Source organism: Tritonibacter horizontis (assembly GCF_001518015.1).
GTDB lineage: Bacteria > Pseudomonadota > Alphaproteobacteria > Rhodobacterales > Rhodobacteraceae > Epibacterium > Epibacterium horizontis.
On sequence record NZ_LPUY01000132.1, the window covers coordinates 1 to 18,666 of the forward strand.

Sequence of the window (18,666 nt, forward strand, 5' to 3'; positions counted from 1 at the left end):
GCCCCCGCCCACCGCGATGCGCGGAGCGCAGCGCAACCCCTCCTGACCGGCCGCTACGAGCGACGCGTTCCGCGGTGTTTGCCGCAGTGTTGGTCCTGGTGCCGCCGCTGCTATCGCCCGCCTTGTGCGGGCGTTCGCTCAGGGCATCTCGGGCGGAGAGGGTTCCAGCCCGCTGTCTTCCAGCTTGTGCTCGGGTTCGACGTGGATGGTGACATGGACGCCGGGCAGGGTGGCCTCGATTTCGTCTTCGAGCCGGTCGCAGATGTCATGTGCCTCGGCCACGGTCATGGCGCCGTCGACGACCATGTGGAATTCGACAAAAATCGCCTTGCCGGCGCGGCGGGTCTTGATGTCGTGGATCTGCAGCGCCCCGCCGCCGGAGCCGAGGATCACCGCGCGGATCTTGTCCTGTTCTTCGGGCGAGGCGGCCTTGTCCATCAGCCCATCGACCGAGACCGAGACCACATGCAGCCCTTCGCGCAGGATGTTCACGGCCACCAGCAGCGCCAGGATCGGGTCCAGCAGGCGCCAGCCGGTCAGGAGCACCAGCACCAGCCCCGCCATCACCCCGGCCGAGGTCCACACGTCGCTCATCAGGTGGCGGCCACCGGCGGCAAAGGCGGGCGAGCTGAGCCGGCTGCCGGCGCGCAACAGGACCTGCGCCCACAGGAGATTGATCGCAAGCGCGAGCCCGTTCACCGCAAGGGCCAGCGGCGACAGGTCCGCCGTGGCGCCGGTGACCAGGGCCGCGATCGCCTGATCCACGATCAGAACCGCGGCGAGAATGATCATGATGCCCTCGATCACCGCAGAGAAATACTCTGCCTTGTGATGCCCGAAGGGATGCCCGTCGTCTGCGGGCCGTTCAGCATAGCGCACCGCAAACCAGGCCAGCACGGCGGCGGAGACATTGACCAGGCTTTCCATCGCGTCCGAAAACAGGGCGACTGAGCCGGTCAGGGCCCAGGCTGCGAGCTTTAGCACCAGAACCAGAACCGACACGGCGATGGTGCCGCTGGCGATCTGGCTGGCGGTCAGCCGGGTGCTGAGGCCAAAGGGCATCCGGTCAGCCCACCAGCGCCCGGCGCAGCAGGTTCAGCCCGGCGATGAGCAGCACAAACAGGGTCGCGCGGCGAAACCCCTGCTGGTCGATCTTGTCCTGCAGCCGCCCGCCGACCCACATGCCCAACAGCGCCGGCACGATCATCAGCACCGAAAACGGCAACGTCTCGGCCCGCATCACGCCAGAGCCGACATGGGCAAAGAACAGGGCCACCGCGCCAAGGCCGTAGATCACCCCCTGGACGCGCATCTGTTCTTTCTTTTCGGTGCCGAGGGCGGTCAGATAGGCCACTGTCGGCGGCCCCCAGATGCCGGAAAAACCGCCGATGAAACCGGCAAACGCGCCGACGCCGATTTCCACCCGGCGCGACGGGGAGTGCAGCACCAGCTGTTTGCCCATCAGCTGCGTCAGTGCAAAAAGCGTGATCGGCGCGCCAATGATCAAGAGCATCACCTGGGCGGGCAGAACCCGCACCAGCTGCGCGCTGAGCAGCAGGAACAGGCCGCCCACCAGCAGGAAGGCGCGAAACCGCTGCATCGATTCCCAGGCGGCGCGCGGTCCCTGGCGCAGGGCCTGAAACCCGTTGGTGACCAAGGTGGGGAGAATCAATCCCGCCAGCGCCAGATCGGGCGCCATGATGGAACTGAGACCAGAGACCATGATCATCGGCATGGCAAAGCCCACAAGGCCTTTGATGGTGCCGGCGATCAGGGCGATGACAAAGGCCAGCACAAATCCTGCGGGCGCGAGAAAGGGAACGAGATCTATCATGGCCCTGCCATTACCACATCCGGACGGCGCTGCACCGCCAAAACGTAAAGGTAATTATTGAACGATTTCCGCGCTCGTTAGGGTTTTTTGTTGCGCTGCACCTGCAAAGTGGCCTATCACCAAGCAACCTTGAAGAGGATGTGATTCATGCCCCATGACGGACAGGACCTCGAAATGACCCCGACGCTGCACCCGGATCTTCTGAGCTTGACACAGGACACGCTGGCGCCGCTGGACCAGCTGCTGGACACCGCGACCGCGCGGGTGCGGGCGCTGGTCACCGAGGGCGACCGGGTCTCTGGCAAGCTGGTGGAGGAGCACCAATATGCCGCCCATGGGCTGGCGTGGCTGGCGACCTATGTCTACGCGCTGCGGCAGATGCACCGCTGGGCGACGGCGCTTTCGGCCGAGGGCAACTTTGGCGAGATGGAGCAATTGATCCACCAGATCGCCTTTGGCGAGTATCTCTGGCAGATTTATGGCGGCATCCAAATGAACCAGGGCGAGATCCTGCGACTGCAGGATCTGGGGCTGAGCCAGGACGACCAGCGGGCGATGATGGCGCCGGCGGTGATGACGCTGACCCAGTCGGGCAATACGCAGGCGGCGCGGGTGCGGCTGGTCGCGCTGATGGAGGCGCGCGCGGGCAGCACCATGTTCGGGGCTTCTGGCCTGGACGAAGAGCTGGAGATGATCCGCGACCAGTTCCGCCGCTACGCCCAGGAGAAGGTCGAACCCTTTGCCCATGACTGGCATCTGAAGGACGAGTTGATCCCCATGGAGGTGATCGAAGAGCTGGCCGAGATGGGCGTCTTTGGCTTGACCATTCCGGAGGAATTCGGCGGATTTGGCCTGTCCAAAGCCTCGATGTGCGTGGTTTCCGAAGAACTGTCGCGGGGCTATATCGGTGTTGGCAGCCTCGGCACACGGTCCGAGATCGCCGCCGAGCTGATCCTGGCGGGCGGCACCGACGCGCAGAAGGAAAACTGGCTGCCGAAGATCGCCAGCGCCGAGATCCTGCCAACGGCTGTTTTCACCGAGCCGAACACCGGTTCCGATCTTGGGTCGCTGCGCACCCGTGCGGTGAAGGACGACAACGGCGATTACAAGGTCACCGGCAACAAGACCTGGATCACCCATGCCGCCCGCACCCATGTGATGACCCTGCTGGCGCGCACCGATCCCGACTCCACCGATCATCGCGGCCTGTCGATGTTTCTCGCCGAGAAAACCCCCGGCACCGATGACACCCCATTCCCGACCGAGGGCATGACGGGGGGCGAGATCGAAGTGCTCGGCTATCGCGGCATGAAGGAATACGAGCTGGGCTTTGATGGGTTCCACGTCAAGGGCGAGAACCTTCTGGGCGGCGAGGAGGGCAAAGGGTTCAAACAGCTGATGGAGACCTTTGAGAGCGCCCGCATCCAGACCGCGGCGCGGGCGATTGGGGTGGCGCAATCGGCGCTGGATATCTCCATGCAATATGCCCAGGACCGCAAGCAGTTCGGCAAATCGCTGATCAACTTCCCCCGCGTGTCGTCGAAACTGGCGATGATGGCGGTGGAGGTCATGGTGGCCCGGCAGTTGACCTATTTTGCCGCCTGGGAAAAGGATCACGGCCAGCGCTGCGATCTTGAGGCCGGAATGGCAAAGCTGTTGGGGGCGCGGGTTGCCTGGGCGGCGGCGGACAATGGATTGCAGATCCATGGCGGCAACGGGTTTGCGCTGGAGTACAAGATCTCAAGGGTGCTGTGCGATGCGCGCATCCTCAATATCTTTGAAGGGGCGGCGGAAATTCAGGCGCAGGTGATCGCGCGGCGTCTGCTGGCGTAGCCTTTCACCGATACCGATACTGGTACCGGGGCCACAGGTCAGGCGGTGAAGGGCCGCCTGCCACGGTGGCAACGGGCTGTGACAGGGCCGGGCGCGCGACTTTGACCTGCCCTGCGCCCATTCTCGTGTTATGAAGCGGGGTATGATGCGTCTTCTTGTCCTGCTTTTCGGTCTTTGCTCTTTCCTCATGGCTTGTGGTGACAGCCCCGGGGGACGTGGGTCACGTATCCTGGCCATTGGCGATTCCATGATGGCGTGGAACGGGCTGGTGGGGCAGTCGATCCCGGATGTGGTGGCCGAGACACTGGCGGAACCGGTTGTTGATCGCGCGGTCTCCGGCGCGCGGATGATCTATCGCCTGCCTGTCACCGGCGCGGCGGGGTTGAGCATTCCAAAGCAATATCGCGGCGGCAGCTGGGACTGGGTGATCGTCAATGGCGGCGGCAATGACCTGTGGCTGGGCTGTGGCTGCGACTCTTGCGATGCCAAGCTGGACCGGATGATCTCGGCGGATGGCGCGGCGGGCGAAATTGCCGAGCTGGTGCAGCGGATCCGGCGAAACGGCGCGCGGGTGATTTACATCGGCTATCTGCGGGTGCCTGGCCGGTCCTCGCCGATTTCAGGCTGCCGCGACGAGGGCGACATTCTGGATGCCCGGCTTGCCGCGATGGCGGCGGCGGATGCAGGGGTGACCTTCCTGCCCTTTGCCGATCTGGTGCCCGATGGCGATCTGAGCTTTCACGCGCTGGATCGTGTGCATCCCTCGCCCAAGGCCAGCCGGCTGATCGGCCAGCGGATCGCCGCGACCATAGAGGCGGCACGCTGAGGGCCGCCACGGGTGTCGCAGGCGAGGAGCCGGTTGCCCTGGCCCCACATGAAAAAAGCCCCCGCAGATGCGAGGGCTTTTGTGTTTTCGGCTGACGCGCCAGTGGCAATCAGCAGATCGCGGCGGCTTTTACGTCGTCGTCGATAAAGGGCACGTATTGCTCGAAGTTGTCCGAGAACATCTGCACCAGCTTTTCGGCCTGGCGATCATAGGACGCCTTGTCATCCCAGGTGCGGCGCGGATCCAGCAGGATCTCTGCCACGCCCGGCGCGGTGGCCGGCACGTCAAAGCCGAAATGCGGGTCCTTGCGGAATTCGGCATTCGCCAGCGAGCCATCCAGCGCCGCCGTCAGCAGGGCGCGGGTGGCCTTGATCGGCATCCGCGAACCGGTGCCATAGGCGCCGCCGGTCCAGCCGGTGTTGACCAGCCAGCAGGTCGCGCCGTGCTGGGCGATTTTTTCACGCAGCAGGTTGCCGTAGACCTCGGGACGGCGCGGCATGAAGGGCGCCCCGAAGCAGGTGGAGAAGGTCGGTTCCGGTTCGGTCACGCCACGTTCGGTCCCGGCCACCTTGGAGGTGAATCCCGACAGGAAGTGATACATGGCCTGCGCCGGGGTCAGCCGCGCGATGGGGGGCAGCACGCCGAACGCATCACAGGTCAGCATGATGATGTTCTTGGGGTGGCCGCCCCGTGCCGAGGTCGATGCATTGGAGATATAATGCAGCGGGTAGGCGCAGCGCATGTTGGCGGTCAGGCTGTCGTCCTCGAAATCCAGATCAAAGGTTTCGGGGTCGAAGACCATGTTTTCGATTACGGTGCCGAATTTTTCAGTGGTGGCATAGATTTCCGGCTCTGCCTCGGGGTTGAGGCTGATGGTCTTGGCGTAACAGCCCCCCTCGAAATTGAAAGTGCCGTTGGAGGCCCAGCCATGCTCGTCATCGCCGATCAGCACCCGGTCCGGGTCGGCCGAGAGCGTGGTCTTGCCGGTGCCGGACAGGCCGAAGAACACGGCCGTGTCCACCGGGTTGCCCTTGGCGTGGTTGGCAGAACAATGCATCGGCATGATGCCTTTTTCCGGCAACAGGTAATTCAGCAGGGTAAAGACGGATTTCTTGTTTTCGCCCGCATATTCGGTGCCGCCGATCAGGATCAGCTTGCGGTCGAAATTCATCGCGATCACGGTGTCCGTGCGGCAGTTGTGTTTCTTTGGATCGGCCTTGAAGGACGGGCAGTTGACGATGGTGAAATCAGCGGTGAAATCATCCAGATCCTCGCGGTCGGGACGGCGCAGCAGGTGGCGGATGAACAGGCTGTGCCAGGCCAGTTCAGTGACCATGCGGACGTTGATCGCATGCACCGGGTCGGCGCCGCCCACGAGGTCCTGAACGAAATAATCGCGGCCCTTCATGTGCTCCAGCATGTCCAGGTAGAGCGCGTCAAAGCCCTCCGGGCTCATCTCGGCGTTGTTTTCCCACCAGATGGTGTCGGCGACGCTGTCGGTTTTGACCACATGTTTGTCCTTGGGCGAACGGCCGGTGAACTTGCCGGTGGTCACCAGGAACGCGCCGCCCTTGCCAAGGGTGCCTTCGCCGCGACCAAGGGCCGCTTCGACCAGCGCGGGTTCCATGAGGTTGTAATAGACATTGCCCAGACCCTCGATGCCTTGATCCTCGAGGCGGAATTGCGGGTTTACCCGTCCAGATGTCATCTTTTTTCTCTCCTGGGTGTCGGCCATGTTGCTTCGCACAGGGGCCGCAAAGAAATAACGCTGCGCCAAAGGGCACCGGAGTGCAACTTTAGCACCCTCCCTGCGGGTCTTAACATGAGGTTTTGCAAGATGAACAGGAGGCTTTGGTGCAGTTAGCGCAACCACCGGAACCTTTAGCGCCACCACCTGTTTCACAGAGCCGTCACGGCTGTTTCACGCGGCGGTCTTTAACGATTACTAAGACATTTTTGCGTCAATGAGCGCCAAGATTTCGCCCGATTCGTTAATCGGGGATTGATTCGCCGCGTCTTCCAAGCGACAAAGGACGTAAAACAAACGAATAATGAGCAGATAAGGGCAAAATCCAATGTCGAAGATTGCTTTGGTCGATGACGACAGGAACATCCTGACCTCGGTGTCGATGACACTGGAGGCCGAGGGGTTCGAGGTCGAGACCTACAATGACGGTCAGGCCGCGCTTGACGCCTTCAACAAACGTCTGCCGGACATGGCGGTACTTGATATCAAGATGCCGCGGATGGATGGCATGGATCTGTTGCAGCGTCTGCGCCAGAAATCCAAGATGCCGGTGATCTTCCTCACCTCCAAGGATGACGAAATCGACGAGGTGCTGGGCCTGCGCATGGGGGCGGACGACTACGTCAAGAAACCCTTCTCGCAACGGCTTCTGGTTGAGCGTATCCGCGCCCTGCTGCGACGTCAGGAAGCGGTCGCGACGGACGAGGTCGGCACCGCCCCGGAAACCAAGGTGATGGAGCGCGGCGAGCTGCGGATGGACCCGCTGCGTCACGCGGTCAGCTGGAAGGGGCAGGATGTCTCCTTGACCGTGACCGAATTCCTGCTGCTGCAGGCGCTGGCGCAACGGCCCGGATTTGTCAAAAGCCGCGACCAGCTGATGGATGTGGCCTATGACGATCAGGTCTATGTCGACGACCGGACCATCGACAGCCATATCAAGCGTCTGCGCAAGAAAATGCGCAGCGCCGACCCGGATTTCGCGGCGATCGAAACCCTTTATGGGATCGGCTACCGCTACAATGAAGAATAGGCCCCTCGGTCTGCGGGTGCACTTCAGCGGAGGCAAGCGCGCATGCGCGATGCAGGGATGACGGATATCTACCGGCAATCGGAACAGGACGCGCGCCGCTCCGGTGATGTGGTTCTGGGCGACGACTGGGTCGCGCCGGAACAGACGGTTGGTCGCGAGATGCGCGCCAAACGGGAACGCCGGGGCATGTTCTCTCTGCGCGGCTCGCCGTTGACGCGCAAGATCATCACCTTCAACCTGATTGCGCTGATCATCCTGGTCGGTGGCATCCTGTCGCTGAACTCTGCCCGTCAGAGCCTGGTGCAGCAGCGGCTTGGCACCCTGGTCTCCGAAGCGATGCTGGCGGCGGATGTGTTTGAGGCGCAATTGCCGGAAACCAGCTCTGTCAGCCTGACCACCGATACCGGTATCGACGTCGGCCAGACGCTTGCGAACCTGTCGCTGCGCGGCGGGGTCGAGGTTTTCATCTACGACACCTCGCTGGCCTTGCTGGATCAGCAGCGCGGGGTGATGCGGTCCGATGCCCTGAACCGGTTGAACGAAAACGATCAGGGCCGCACCCTGATCACCGATGCGCTGACCTCGCTGCTGACGGCAATTGGGGGCGGCGACCGTGATGGCACGCCGCCCGTGGTGATCGAAGTCAACGAGGCACAGCTGACCGACCTGACGCAGCGCGCGCTGAGCGCCGGCACCCAGGTCGCGGCCGTGCCGGACACGGCAGGCGGCACGGTCTACGCGGCGGCAACACCGATCCTCCATCAGGGGCAGGCGGCCGGCGTCCTGGTGATGACCTCCGCCACCGGCGAAATCGACACTTTGGTGCGCACGGAGCGCGAGCGGGTGCTGCAGATGTTCGTGGTGGCCTTGCTGGTGTCGGTGGGGCTGAGCCTGGTTCTGGCCTCCACCATCGCCAATCCGCTGGCGGATCTGGCTGAGGCGGCAGAGCTGGGCCGCGATCGCAACCGCGAACGGGTAAAACCGGGTCGCATCCGCATTCCGGACCTCTCCGCGCGGCCTGACGAGATCGGCCGGCTGAGCCGCGCGCTGCGGGGGATGGTAAAAGCGCTCTATAATCGGATCGATAGTAACGAACAATTTGCAGCTGATGTGGCACATGAGATCAAGAACCCTCTGGCCAGTCTGCAATCAGCCGTCGGCACGCTAAGGATGGTTCACCGGGAGGACCAGCGGGAGAAGCTGATGGAAGTGATTGAACATGATGTGCGACGGCTCGACCGCTTGGTGAGTGATATCTCCAATGCGTCGCGGCTGGATGCGGAGCTGGTCAAGGAAGAAGAGGAGGACTTTGACCTGCTGACCATGCTCGGCAATCTGAACCAGTATCTGGGCGAAGATGCCCGCAGCCAGGCCATCGACTATATCACCGAACTGCCAAACGAACCGATCATGATTCGCGGCCTGGAGGCACGGTTGGCGCAGGTCTTTGTGAACCTGATCACCAATGCGATCTCCTTTTGCGAAGAGGGCGATGCCATTCGAGTCTGGGCCCGGCGCCGCGACAATCGCGTGCTGATCGTGGTCGAGGACACCGGTCCGGGCATCCCCGAACAGGCGTTGTCGAAGATTTTCAACAGATTTTACTCCCAGCGCCCGGACGAGCATTTCGGCAACAACTCCGGTCTGGGTCTTGCGATCTCCAAGCAGATTGTCGAGGCGCATGGCGGGGTGATCTGGGCCGAAAACATTCGCCCGACCCAAGCCGACATCACGTCAGAACCCCTTGGCGCGCGGTTTGTGGTCGGCCTGCCGGTCTGACCGGCGATGACCGCCGCCGCGCCGCCCCGCACCTCCGGGCCGGACATCCTGCATGCCAGTTGCGTTTCCCTTGCGGGGCGTGGGGTTCTTATCCGGGGCCCATCGGGGAGCGGCAAGTCGGCGCTGGCGTTGGAGCTGATGGCGCGCGGGGCCGCCCTGGTGGCCGACGACCGAACAGAAGTGCACCGCCGTGGCGCGCAGGTGTTTGCGCGGGCTCCGGCAGCGATTTTCGGCCTGATCGAGGCGCGCGGGGTCGGTTTGCTGCAGGCGGAGGCCGTGTCGGAGGTACAACTCTGCGTTATTGTCGATATGAGCGTGCTTGAAACAGAGCGGCTTCCGCGCCACGTAGAAGAGCAGCTGATGGGAATTGCGCTGCCGCGGCTAGGGCGCGTCGACAGCGCCCATTTTCCAGCAGCCCTGATTCAGTATCTGAAAGGCGGAGTTCTTGACCCTGACTGAGGTTCAACACAGTCCTGACGCCGCGCCCGACACATGCGGCGACACAACGGATCCGACGCCGGGGCGGTTGCCGCTGGTGCTGGTCACCGGCCCCTCGGGGGCGGGCCGCACCACCGCGCTCAACGTGCTGGAAGACATGAGCTTTGAAGCGATTGACAACCTGCCCCTGCGGCTGGTGCCCGGCCTTGTCGATGGCGGCGGGGTGGACCGGCCCATGGTGCTGGGTCTGGACCCGCGGAACCGGGATTTCTCCACCGAGGCGCTGTTGGACGTGATGGATATGCTGTCGGCCCGGCAGAGTTTCGTGACCACCGTTCTCTACCTGGATGCCGATCCCGAAGTCTTGTTGCGCCGTTTTTCGGAAACCCGGCGGCGCCACCCGCTGGCCCCCGCTGAAAGCCCTGAAGTGGGCGTGTCGCGCGAGTTGGACCTGTTGCAGCCGGTGCGCGAGCAGGCGGACCTGGTCATCGACACGACGGAGCTGAACGTGCATCAGTTGCGGGCTGAGGTCGAGCGGCTCTTTGCGCCGGCGGGCCACAGCCTGGCCGTGGCGCTGCATAGTTTTTCCTACAAACGCGGCATCCCCCGCAATGTCGATATGGTCTTTGACTGCCGGTTTCTGGCCAATCCCTATTGGCAGCCAGATCTGCGCGCCCATGACGGGCGCGACGGGGTGGTGCAGGACTATGTGCGGGCGGATGAGAAGTACCAGGGATTCTTTGACCGCATACTGGATCTGACCCAATCCCTCCTGCCGGCCTACCGCGCAGAGGGAAAATCGCATCTATCAATCGCCTTTGGGTGTACCGGCGGCCAACATCGGTCGGTCACTCTGGCGGAAACCCTCGCAAAGGCCCTTGCGCGCGAAGGGCAGCGGGTGTCAATTAGGCACCGCGAGCTGCCTGGCCAGCAATTGAAGTGAGAGAACCGCTTGATCGGGATCGTGATCGTCGCACACGGAGGGTTGGCTCGGGAATACCTGGCCGCCGTCGAACATGTCGTCGGGCCTCAGCCCGCGCTGATGGCGATCGCTATCGGCCCTGAAGACGACCGTGTCGCCAAGGAACAGGAGATCTGCACCGCGGCAAATGCGGTGGATGTCGGAGGCGGCGTGGTCGTGGTGACGGATCTCTTTGGCGGGAGCCCCTCTAACCTCAGTCTGCGGGCCTGCGCGCCGGTCAATCGGCGCATTCTCTATGGCGCGAACCTGCCGATGCTGATCAAGTTGGCGAAGTCGCGCCATCTTGAGGTGCCGGATGCGGTGCGCCATGCCCTGGAGGCGGGGCGGAAATATATCAACTCCCAGAATGTGAACCCTGAAGGGGATGCGGCAGAATAGATGGCTCGAAAATCACTAAGAATAATCAACGAGAAGGGCCTGCACGCCCGGGCGTCCGCAAAATTGGTCGAGGTGGTCGAGGGTTTCGATGCCAGCGCCGAAGTCATCAAGGATGGTTTGTCCGCTTCGGGGGACAGCATCATGGGGCTTTTGATGTTGGCAGCCTCGAAAGGAACGACTATTGACGTCGAAACCTCGGGACCGGACGCCGATGCGCTGGCCCTCGCCGTAGAAGCCTTGGTGGCTGACAAATTCGGTGAAGGCTATTAGTCTATCGAAACGGTCCAGAAAAACGGGACAGGTGAAAGTGGCTGACACAGCGCACAACAACAATTCGAGCCTCGCTCCGCGAGCGCCTCAGACACCGGCACCGGCGGCGAACGAGATTTATGATCGCCGTACCCTGACCTATGCCAACTCCTTTGACGACTACTGGACCTCGCTGGCGATCCGCACGCTGGAGTGGCTGACCGGTAAGTTCACCATTCTGCGGATGGTGTCGAAGTTTGAAAAGACCAATGCCGACTACCGGGGCAACAACTTCTGGCGCGGGGCGCTGGATGTGATGGGGATCGAGCTGCAGACCCCCGAAGACCAGATCATGCGCATTCCGGAAACGGGACCCGTGGTGGTGGTGGCAAATCACCCGCATGGCATGGTCGATGGCATGATCTTTGCCGAGCTGATCGGCCGACGGCGGCTGGACTATCGGATCCTGACACGCTCGGTTCTGACCGGTCTGGACGAGGCGGCGACTTCCTTCATGATCCCGGTGCCCTTTCCCCACGATCCCGAAGCGCAACGCAAGATGGTCGAAATGCGGGCAAGCGCGATGGCGCATCTGAAAGCGGGCGGCGTTGTGGCGCTGTTTCCCTCGGGTGTCGTGATGTCGTCGGACAGTTGGTTCGGCCCCGCGGTCGAGCGGGAGTGGAACGTGTTCACCGCGCAGCTGATCCGCCGATCGGGCGCGCGGGTGGTGCCGATGTTTTTCCCGGGCCGCAATTCGCGCGCCTATCTGATTGCCTGCCGGGTGTCGTCGATCCTGCGCCAGGGGCTGTTGCTGCACGAGATCGTGCGATCCTGCAACAAGCCGCAAAAACCGGTGGTCGGTGAGCCGTTGACCGACGCGCAGATGCAACGGATGCATACCGACCCGCGTGGGTTCATGGCGTGGTTGCGCGACCATACGCTGAGCCTGGGCAAGAAACGCTGACGCAGACCGGTTTCAATCGGATATAGGATCCCGTTGCGGGGAGCCTAGTTGACCGGCCTCCGTGGCGGCATGCAGTCGCTTGGCTCCAGCTGTTGTGATCCGAACGCTTGATCCGGCTAGTGAGAGGAGCTGTGTCAGCTTCCGAGTCACCAAAGCAGCAGCCGCGCCGCCCTCATCACCTGATCCGGGGCTGACAGACGCTGCCCCGTCCCGACAAGAGAAATAGCGGTTTCCCCTGTGGCCTGCGGCCCCATGCGGAGCCTCCGCGATTTATCTTGCAGGCCGCGCCATCGCCTGTCCGCGCGGGCTCAGGCGATGAGGGCTCCGAAGCAGCAGCTCAGCGGGTGGGGACGGGTTCATCGCCCCGGTAGTCGTAAAAGCCGCGCTGTGTCTTGCGGCCCAGCCAGCCGGCCTCGACGTATTTGGTCAACAGCGGGCAGGGGCGGTATTTGGTGTCCGCCAGCCCGTCGTGCAGCACGTTCATGATCGCCAGACAGGTGTCCAGGCCGATGAAATCCGCCAGTTCCAGCGGCCCCATCGGGTGATTGGCGCCCAGTTTCATCGACTCGTCGATGGAGCGGACGGAGCCGACCCCCTCGTAGAGCGTATAGACCGCCTCGTTGATCATCGGCATCAGGATCCGGTTGACGATGAAGGCGGGGAAATCCTCGGCGCTGGCAGAGGTTTTGCCGAGCTTTGCGACCACGGCCTGGCAGGTCTTGAACGTCTCCTCATCGGTGGCAATGCCGCGGATCAACTCGACCAGCTGCATGACGGGCACCGGGTTCATGAAGTGGAACCCCATGAAACGCTCGGGGCGGTCGGTCCGGCTGGCCAGTCGGGTGATCGAAATGGACGAGGTGTTGGAGGTGAGAATCGTATGCGGCTGCAGGTGCGGCAAAAGATCCTCGAAAATTGCTTGTTTAACGCTCTCGCGTTCGGTCGCGGCCTCGATCACCAGATCGGTCTTGCCAAGATCCGCCAAGACCAGCGTGGTTGAGATCCGCCCCATGGCGTCCGCGACCTCGGCCTCGGTGATCTTGCCACGGCTGGCCTGACGCGACAGATTCTTTTGGATCAGCGACAGTGCATTGTCGAGCGATTGCTGGCTTATGTCATTGAGAACAACATGAAATCCGGCAAGCGCCATGACGTGAGCAATGCCATTGCCCATCTGACCTGCACCGATAATCCCGACTTGTTTCACGTCCATAATGGATGGCCTTTCGTTGTGCCTGCGGCGGGATACTACCGGCTTCGCGACTGCAGAAACAAGGCAATAGGCGCGGTTTTCAGCAAAATTGCCAATTAGCAGTTTGGAAAGATTCTGACGCCAGTATGGCACTTGGGTGAAAAAGTGGTGGAAGACATGAGCTATGAACTCAAAAGCGCCGACGCGCTTGTGAGCGAGTTATGCAGTTATGGCGAGTCCAGACTGCGCGTTCGAGGCCCCGCGCGGGAGTTGCGTGGCCCTTATATCAGTTTTCTAGGTGGAACCGAAGTCTTCGGGCGGTTTGTCGAACGCCCCTTTCCGCAGGGGGCGGAAAATCAGGTTGGGGTGGCTTGTATCAATCTGGGCAGCATCAATGCCGGGGTGGATGCCTTTCTGCACGATTCGTCGCTCCTGGATATCGCAACAGCCGGTGATCTGACGATCCTGCAGGTCATGGGGGCCCAGAACCTCACCAACAGTTTCTATAAGGTGCATCCACGGCGCAATGACAGGTTCCTGCGCGCCTACGAGAGTTTGACGCATCTCTACCCCGAGGTCGATTTTACCGACTATCATTTCAACAAACATCTGCTGACCTCGCTGCGAAAAATATCTGAGGACCGGTTCGCCCGGGTGTGCAGTGATCTGCAGGAAACCTGGCTGACCCGCATGGGACGGCTGATTACCGCACTGGAGGGACGTGTCGTGTTGCTTTGGTTGCGGTACGACATGGGGGCGACAGAGACGCTCGGCCCGTCGCCAACATTGATCAAGCCGGAGATGGTCGAGGCGCTGCGGGGGCGTGTGCTGGATGTGATCGAGCTGGACGTGTCAACTGCGGGGCAAGCGCAGGATGTGCCGGGGATGGTCTTTGGTCCGATGGATCTGCCGACGGCCCGGCTGATGGTCGGCCCCAAGGAACATGATCGCATTGCAGATGCGGTGGCGGCGCGCCTGCTGCGCCTGATGGCGGCCGCCTGAAGGCGCGTCCGGGCGTCGGCGCGGGACCGCCCAGTGGTTGCGCTGTAAGGGCGATAGGGGCCGCGCAACAAACCTGATTGCTATGTCGGGATCGGCTGACTGAGATCGGCGCGCTGGATTGGCAGTTTGGAATAGGCAGGTTGCGATAAAAGCGCCGACCGAGTGGAGAACATAGAACCCGCGAAATAGAAAAGGGCCCACGCCAGACGCGGGCCCTGTGTTGTCGCGTGCTGCCTTTAACAGGCAGCCGGGGATCAGCCGAGTTTCTCGGTCAGTTCCGGAACCGCCTGGAAGAGGTCCGCCACAAGGCCAAAATCCGCGACCTGGAAGATCGGTGCTTCTTCGTCCTTGTTGATCGCGACGATGATCTTGGAATCCTTCATGCCCGCAAGGTGCTGGATCGCACCGGAAATGCCGACAGCGATATAAAGGTCCGGTGCCACCACTTTGCCGGTCTGACCCACTTGCCAGTCGTTCGGGGCAAAGCCCGAGTCAACCGCCGCACGGGATGCGCCAACCGCCGCGCCGAGTTTGTCGGCAAGGGCTTCGATGATCTTGAAGTCTTCCTCAGACCCAACGCCACGGCCGCCGGACACAACAACGCCTGCCGACGTCAGCTCCGGGCGGTCGCTTTCGGCGACTTTGTCTTCGACCCAGGAGGACAGGCCGGGGTTTTCTGCGGCCGAGATGGTCTCGACCGAGGCAGAGCCGCCTTCGCCCGCAGCGTCAAAGGTGGAGGTCCGGAAGGAAATCACCTTTGTCGCGTCGGAGGATTTCACCACCTGGATCGCGTTGCCGGCATAGATCGGACGTTCAAAGGTATCGCCATCGACCACGGCGGTCACGTCAGAGATCACCATCACATCGAGGAGAGCCGCGACGCGGGGCAGGATGTTCTTGGCATCAGTGGTCGCGGGCGCGACGATGTGGCTGTAGTCACCGGCAAGGCCCGCGATCAGCGCGGCGGTGGGTTCCGCCAGACGGTGGCCGAGGCTGTCGTCTTCGGCAACCAGAACCTTGGCAACGCCATCGATCTTGGCGGCGGCGTCACCGGCCGCAGCGGCAGAGGCCCCGGCGCAGAGAACGGTCACATCACCCAGCGATTTGGAGGCGGAGACAGCCTTGGCGGTGGCGTCCATCGCCAGTTCGCCATTGGTCACTTCGGCAAGGAGAAGAACAGCCATTACACAGCCCCCGCATCTTTGAGTTTCGCAACCAGCTCGTCAACCGAGCCGACGATGATACCGGCGGCGCGGGTCTCGGGCTCTTTGGTCTCCACCACGGTCAGGCGCGGGGTGACATCGACGCCGTAGTCGGCGGCGGTTTTCTTGTCGAGCGGCTTTTTCTTGGCCTTCATGATGTTCGGCAGCGAGGCATAACGCGGCTCGTTCAGGCGCAGATCAACGGTGACGATGGTCGGCATCTTGACAGAGATCGTCTGCAAGCCGCCGTCCACTTCGCGGGTCACCTTGGCGGTGTCGCCGTCGATGTCCAGCTCGGAGGCAAAAGTCGCCTGCGACCAACCCAGAAGGGCAGAGAGCATCTGACCGGTGGCGTTCATGTCGTTGTCGATCGCCTGCTTGCCAGCCAGCACCAGACCGGGCTGTTCTTCCTCGACCACCTTTGCAAGGATCTTGGCAACGGCGAGCGGTTCGATGTCGGTGTGCACGTCATCGGCGGCCACGACCAGAATGGCGCGATCCGCACCCATGGCGAGCGCGGTGCGCAGGGTTTCCTGCGCTTTCTCGACGCCTATGGACACTGCGACGACTTCGTCCGCCTTGCCTGCTTCCTTGAGCCGGATGGCTTCTTCGACGGCAATCTCGTCAAAAGGGTTCATCGACATTTTGACGTTGGCGAGATCAACACCGCTGCCGTCCGCATTCACGCGAACCTTCACGTTGTAGTCAATCACGCGTTTGACAGGTACGAGTACCTTCATTTGGCGTTTCTCCTTAACAATTGGGTCCCATCAAGGCGGGCCCCATGAGTGCTCTCGAGAGTGTTGATACCGGCTCGCGCTGTGTGACAACAGGGTAAAATCGTCACGTTTTGGCTCTCCGACGTCGCGTTCGGCAAAAGAAAGCGGAATTTCGTTGCGGAACTTTCATCGCCTAATGGACGGGCAGCGCACGAAAAAACACCGCCTCAGCGAAGCGTGTTGTTGTGTTTGCGCCAACGGGACCGAATCGACGGCGGTGGCCCGGGGTGCGGTGCCCGGCCGCTGTCAGCGATTGGCGCCCGGCACCCAGAGCACATCCTGGCTGCCATTGTCGTTGGCGGCGCGGGAGGCGACGAAAAACCAGTCCGACAGCCGGTTGAGATAGACCAACGCCGGCGCGTTGACGTTTTCCAGCGTGGCAAGTTCGGTGGTCAGCCGTTCCGCCCGGCGCGCTACGGTGCGACAGACATGCAGGTGGGCCGCAAGGGCACTGCCGCCGGGCAGCACAAAGCTGCGCAGCGGGGCGAGGTCCTTGTTCATCTCGTCGATTTCCGCTTCGAGCCGGTCGACCTGCGACTGGGCCATCCGCAGCGGCGGGTATTCTGCCTTGGCGTCCTGTTCCATGTCCGGGCGGCAGAGATCCGCGCCAAGGTCAAAGAGGTCATTCTGGATGCGGGCCAGGGCCGCGTCCAGCGCGCCCTCGGCCACCAGCCGTGCCACGCCGACCTGGGCGTTCAGCTCGTCCGTTGTGCCATAGGCAGTGACACGGGCGGAATGTTTTGCAACGCGGGATCCGTTGCCAAGCGCGGTATCGCCCTTGTCGCCGGTGCGGGTGTAGATCTTGTTCAGAACGACCATGGCTTAGCTGCGTCCTCCGGCGAAATAGGCAAAGGCGACCATCAGGACGACGGCGACAAACTGGAAAAAAATCCGCAACCGCATCATGCGATTGCCGTTGCGGTGGTTGAATGCGCCACCGACGCCAAACCCGCCGATGCCGATTGCCAGCACCACGGCCACCGCAGCCATCGCCAGAATGCCCAAGATATAGAGTGGAGAGCCCATTGTGTCTCTGGTCCTTCGTGTTGTGTTGCGGTCGCTCTGTGCCGCCCGCGTCCGGGCGGGATGCAACTATTTAAAGCGCAGGAGAATGCGGTCAATTGCCCGTGTTGTCAGAATGCGGCGCAGGGTGCCCGCGATATAGGTCGGCGTGGTCACATAGTAGCGGGCGCGCGGACGCTTGGCGGTCAGCGCGCGGGCCAGCTTTTGGGCGACGGCGGAGGGCGGCAGTTCAAAGGCATCCGGCCCGCTGGACTGATAGAGCCGTTTCAGAAGCTTCGCCTCGTAGAGCGCCCGCAGGGGGGAGGATTTCCAGTCGATATGGGTTTCGAAATGCGGAATGGAGTTTTCGCGAATTTTCGACGTCACCGGCCCGGGTTCGATCAGGATGACATGGATACCACTGCCCGTCAGTTCCAGTCGCAGGGTATCGCTCAGCCCCTCCAGGGCAAATTTCGTCGCCGCATAGGCGCCGCGCCATGGGTAGGTGACCAGCCCCAGAACCGACGAGTTCTGCACGATCCGCCCGTGCCCCTGCGCCCGCATCACCGGGATGACCTGGCGGGTCAGTTCGTGCCAGCCGAAGAAATTGGTTTCGAAAATCTCCCGCAGGCCCGCAGTCGGCAGGTCTTCGACCGCGCCGGGCAGGCCATATGCGCCGTTGTTGAACAGCGCGTCCAGCGTGCCGCCGGTGCTGGCAAGTACCTCGGCAAGGCCGCTTTGGATGCTGTCGGCGTCGGTGTAGTCGATCCGCGGGCTGTCAAAACCAAGTTCATGCATCCGGGCGCAATCCGCAGCGCGGCGACAGGAGGCAAAGACACGCCAGCCGGCCGCGCGCATATGCAGCGCGCAGGCGTGGCCGATGCCCGATGCGCAACCGGTGATCAGGATTGATTTGGTCATTGTGCCCCCAGACAGGTCGTCGGGGCTGAGTTATGACCCTTTCGCGCTCAGCAGGGAAGCGGCAATCCAGCCGACGTCGCCGGTGCGCGGATTTTCCAGCAAGGCCCAGCCCGAAGGGTCTTCGTCCAGAACCCGCACGCGATCTCCGGCCAGAAGCTGTGCCATGACCGGGAATTCGGTGCTGGGGCCAAGACGGACATTGGCGCGGGAGGCGCGGATTTCGCGGAAATCCTGTGGTGGCGCGGGCGGCGAGGAAATAACCTTGGCGCTGCTGTTGCCGCGCGTCGTGTCCGACGCCGCCGCAGATATCGCGCCAAGCCCACCCTGGAGCGATCCGATCTGCAGGCCGTTAGTGGACATCGCCAGACCAAGCGGCTGCGCGGGTGCAGTGCCGGTTTTTGTCGGGGTGTTGCGCAGGGTGACCCGCATCTCGGGGCCGGTATCTGTATCGGTATCGGAGTGGGTGTCGGCGACCTGACCGCTGGCGTCGCCTGATGCTGTGGCGGGT

Annotated in this window: 20 protein-coding genes; 10 read left to right on the forward strand and 10 right to left on the reverse strand. The window is 62.5% G+C overall.

The window, feature by feature from the left end:
- Positions 1 to 138: 138 nt before the first annotated feature.
- Positions 139 to 1,062 (reverse strand): cation diffusion facilitator family transporter, encoded by a 924-nt coding sequence (locus TRIHO_RS20835; RefSeq protein ID WP_068248391.1) that lies wholly within the window; start codon positions 1,060 to 1,062, stop codon positions 139 to 141.
- Between the two features lie 4 nt (positions 1,063 to 1,066).
- On the reverse strand, positions 1,067 to 1,834 hold the full coding sequence (locus tag TRIHO_RS20840) for a sulfite exporter TauE/SafE family protein (RefSeq protein ID WP_068248393.1): 768 nt from the start codon (positions 1,832 to 1,834) through the stop codon (positions 1,067 to 1,069).
- Between the two features lie 147 nt (positions 1,835 to 1,981).
- Between TRIHO_RS20840 and TRIHO_RS20845 the strand changes: the two genes are divergently transcribed.
- Positions 1,982 to 3,667, forward strand: coding sequence for an acyl-CoA dehydrogenase family protein (locus tag TRIHO_RS20845; protein WP_068248394.1), 1,686 nt, complete (start codon positions 1,982 to 1,984; stop codon positions 3,665 to 3,667).
- Positions 3,668 to 3,809: 142 nt separating this feature from the next.
- Complete coding sequence (locus tag TRIHO_RS20850; RefSeq protein WP_068248396.1) at positions 3,810 to 4,493, forward strand: SGNH/GDSL hydrolase family protein; 684 nt, start codon at positions 3,810 to 3,812, stop codon at positions 4,491 to 4,493.
- A gap of 109 nt (positions 4,494 to 4,602) precedes the next feature.
- On the opposite strand, the gene TRIHO_RS20855 is transcribed toward TRIHO_RS20850, so the two are convergent.
- Positions 4,603 to 6,201, reverse strand: coding sequence for a phosphoenolpyruvate carboxykinase (locus TRIHO_RS20855; protein ID WP_068248424.1), 1,599 nt, complete (start codon positions 6,199 to 6,201; stop codon positions 4,603 to 4,605).
- A 367-nt stretch (positions 6,202 to 6,568) separates the two neighbouring features.
- On the opposite strand from TRIHO_RS20855, the gene TRIHO_RS20860 reads away from it, so the two are divergent.
- The 7 genes from TRIHO_RS20860 (at position 6,569) to TRIHO_RS20890 (ending at position 12,060) form a co-directional block, all read left to right on the forward strand.
- On the forward strand, positions 6,569 to 7,270 hold the full coding sequence (locus TRIHO_RS20860) for a response regulator transcription factor (protein WP_068248400.1): 702 nt from the start codon (positions 6,569 to 6,571) through the stop codon (positions 7,268 to 7,270).
- A gap of 42 nt (positions 7,271 to 7,312) precedes the next feature.
- A complete protein-coding gene (locus TRIHO_RS20865; protein WP_068248401.1) occupies positions 7,313 to 9,049 on the forward strand; it encodes a sensor histidine kinase in 1,737 nt (578 codons plus the stop codon).
- A gap of 6 nt (positions 9,050 to 9,055) precedes the next feature.
- Complete coding sequence (locus TRIHO_RS20870; RefSeq protein ID WP_068248403.1) at positions 9,056 to 9,508, forward strand: HPr kinase/phosphorylase; 453 nt, start codon at positions 9,056 to 9,058, stop codon at positions 9,506 to 9,508.
- 67 nt (positions 9,509 to 9,575) lie between these two features.
- Positions 9,576 to 10,430: an RNase adapter RapZ gene (gene rapZ, locus TRIHO_RS20875; protein ID WP_068248425.1), complete on the forward strand. Its 855-nt coding sequence runs from the start codon at positions 9,576 to 9,578 to the stop codon at positions 10,428 to 10,430.
- A 9-nt stretch (positions 10,431 to 10,439) separates the two neighbouring features.
- Positions 10,440 to 10,847: a PTS sugar transporter subunit IIA gene (locus tag TRIHO_RS20880; RefSeq protein ID WP_068248404.1), complete on the forward strand. Its 408-nt coding sequence runs from the start codon at positions 10,440 to 10,442 to the stop codon at positions 10,845 to 10,847.
- Positions 10,848 to 11,117 carry an HPr family phosphocarrier protein gene (locus tag TRIHO_RS20885; protein ID WP_068248405.1) on the forward strand — a complete coding sequence of 90 codons (270 nt, stop codon included), beginning with the start codon at positions 10,848 to 10,850 and terminating at the stop codon, positions 11,115 to 11,117. It abuts the gene before it with no gap.
- A gap of 37 nt (positions 11,118 to 11,154) precedes the next feature.
- Positions 11,155 to 12,060 (forward strand): lysophospholipid acyltransferase family protein, encoded by a 906-nt coding sequence (locus tag TRIHO_RS20890; RefSeq protein ID WP_408646206.1) that lies wholly within the window; start codon positions 11,155 to 11,157, stop codon positions 12,058 to 12,060.
- A gap of 337 nt (positions 12,061 to 12,397) precedes the next feature.
- Here TRIHO_RS20890 and TRIHO_RS20895 read toward each other — a convergent pair whose 3' ends face one another.
- Positions 12,398 to 13,273 carry a 3-hydroxybutyryl-CoA dehydrogenase gene (locus TRIHO_RS20895; RefSeq protein ID WP_068248411.1) on the reverse strand — a complete coding sequence of 292 codons (876 nt, stop codon included), beginning with the start codon at positions 13,271 to 13,273 and terminating at the stop codon, positions 12,398 to 12,400.
- 156 nt (positions 13,274 to 13,429) lie between these two features.
- Here TRIHO_RS20895 and TRIHO_RS20900 point away from each other — a divergent pair, with 156 nt between their 5' ends.
- Entirely contained in the window at positions 13,430 to 14,254 is an 825-nt protein-coding gene (locus tag TRIHO_RS20900) for a DUF6473 family protein (protein ID WP_068248428.1), read from the forward strand.
- Between the two features lie 254 nt (positions 14,255 to 14,508).
- Here TRIHO_RS20900 and TRIHO_RS20905 read toward each other — a convergent pair whose 3' ends face one another.
- The 6 genes from TRIHO_RS20905 to TRIHO_RS20930 all read right to left on the reverse strand — a co-directional run.
- On the reverse strand, positions 14,509 to 15,438 hold the full coding sequence (locus tag TRIHO_RS20905; RefSeq protein ID WP_068248413.1) for an electron transfer flavoprotein subunit alpha/FixB family protein: 930 nt from the start codon (positions 15,436 to 15,438) through the stop codon (positions 14,509 to 14,511).
- Entirely contained in the window at positions 15,438 to 16,196 is a 759-nt protein-coding gene (locus tag TRIHO_RS20910; RefSeq protein ID WP_068248417.1) for an electron transfer flavoprotein subunit beta/FixA family protein, read from the reverse strand. The genes TRIHO_RS20905 and TRIHO_RS20910 overlap by 1 nt, the downstream gene beginning before the upstream one ends.
- Before the next feature lie 285 nt (positions 16,197 to 16,481).
- The gene (locus TRIHO_RS20915; RefSeq protein ID WP_068248419.1) at positions 16,482 to 17,054 is read right to left on the reverse strand and encodes a cob(I)yrinic acid a,c-diamide adenosyltransferase; all 573 of its coding nucleotides are present in this window, start codon (positions 17,052 to 17,054) and stop codon (positions 16,482 to 16,484) included.
- A gap of 3 nt (positions 17,055 to 17,057) precedes the next feature.
- Positions 17,058 to 17,261 carry a twin transmembrane helix small protein gene (locus TRIHO_RS20920; RefSeq protein ID WP_068248420.1) on the reverse strand — a complete coding sequence of 68 codons (204 nt, stop codon included), beginning with the start codon at positions 17,259 to 17,261 and terminating at the stop codon, positions 17,058 to 17,060.
- Between the two features lie 66 nt (positions 17,262 to 17,327).
- Entirely contained in the window at positions 17,328 to 18,158 is an 831-nt protein-coding gene (locus TRIHO_RS20925; protein WP_068248422.1) for an SDR family NAD(P)-dependent oxidoreductase, read from the reverse strand.
- A gap of 30 nt (positions 18,159 to 18,188) precedes the next feature.
- Positions 18,189 to 18,666, reverse strand: a 478-nt coding sequence (locus TRIHO_RS20930) for an SH3 domain-containing protein (protein ID WP_068248423.1), incomplete at its 5' end; no start/stop codon positions are given.

Excerpts from the sequence above, each read along its gene's own strand:
- TRIHO_RS20835 (WP_068248391.1), bottom strand. The coding sequence starts at position 1,062 with ATGCCCTTTGGCCTCAGCACCCGGCTGACCGCCAGCCAGATCGCCAGC.
- TRIHO_RS20840 (WP_068248393.1), bottom strand. The coding sequence starts at position 1,834 with ATGATAGATCTCGTTCCCTTTCTCGCGCCCGCAGGATTTGTGCTGGCC.
- TRIHO_RS20845 (WP_068248394.1), top strand. The coding sequence starts at position 1,982 with ATGCCCCATGACGGACAGGACCTCGAAATGACCCCGACGCTGCACCCG.
- TRIHO_RS20850 (WP_068248396.1), top strand. The coding sequence starts at position 3,810 with ATGATGCGTCTTCTTGTCCTGCTTTTCGGTCTTTGCTCTTTCCTCATG.
- TRIHO_RS20855 (WP_068248424.1), bottom strand. The coding sequence starts at position 6,201 with ATGACATCTGGACGGGTAAACCCGCAATTCCGCCTCGAGGATCAAGGC.
- TRIHO_RS20860 (WP_068248400.1), top strand. The coding sequence starts at position 6,569 with ATGTCGAAGATTGCTTTGGTCGATGACGACAGGAACATCCTGACCTCG.
- TRIHO_RS20865 (WP_068248401.1), top strand. The coding sequence starts at position 7,313 with ATGCGCGATGCAGGGATGACGGATATCTACCGGCAATCGGAACAGGAC.
- TRIHO_RS20870 (WP_068248403.1), top strand. The coding sequence starts at position 9,056 with ATGACCGCCGCCGCGCCGCCCCGCACCTCCGGGCCGGACATCCTGCAT.
- TRIHO_RS20885 (WP_068248405.1), top strand. The coding sequence starts at position 10,848 with ATGGCTCGAAAATCACTAAGAATAATCAACGAGAAGGGCCTGCACGCC.
- TRIHO_RS20895 (WP_068248411.1), bottom strand. The coding sequence starts at position 13,273 with ATGGACGTGAAACAAGTCGGGATTATCGGTGCAGGTCAGATGGGCAAT.
- TRIHO_RS20900 (WP_068248428.1), top strand. The coding sequence starts at position 13,430 with ATGAGCTATGAACTCAAAAGCGCCGACGCGCTTGTGAGCGAGTTATGC.
- TRIHO_RS20905 (WP_068248413.1), bottom strand. The coding sequence starts at position 15,438 with ATGGCTGTTCTTCTCCTTGCCGAAGTGACCAATGGCGAACTGGCGATG.
- TRIHO_RS20910 (WP_068248417.1), bottom strand. The coding sequence starts at position 16,196 with ATGAAGGTACTCGTACCTGTCAAACGCGTGATTGACTACAACGTGAAG.
- TRIHO_RS20915 (WP_068248419.1), bottom strand. The coding sequence starts at position 17,054 with ATGGTCGTTCTGAACAAGATCTACACCCGCACCGGCGACAAGGGCGAT.
- TRIHO_RS20920 (WP_068248420.1), bottom strand. The coding sequence starts at position 17,261 with ATGGGCTCTCCACTCTATATCTTGGGCATTCTGGCGATGGCTGCGGTG.
- TRIHO_RS20925 (WP_068248422.1), bottom strand. The coding sequence starts at position 18,158 with ATGACCAAATCAATCCTGATCACCGGTTGCGCATCGGGCATCGGCCAC.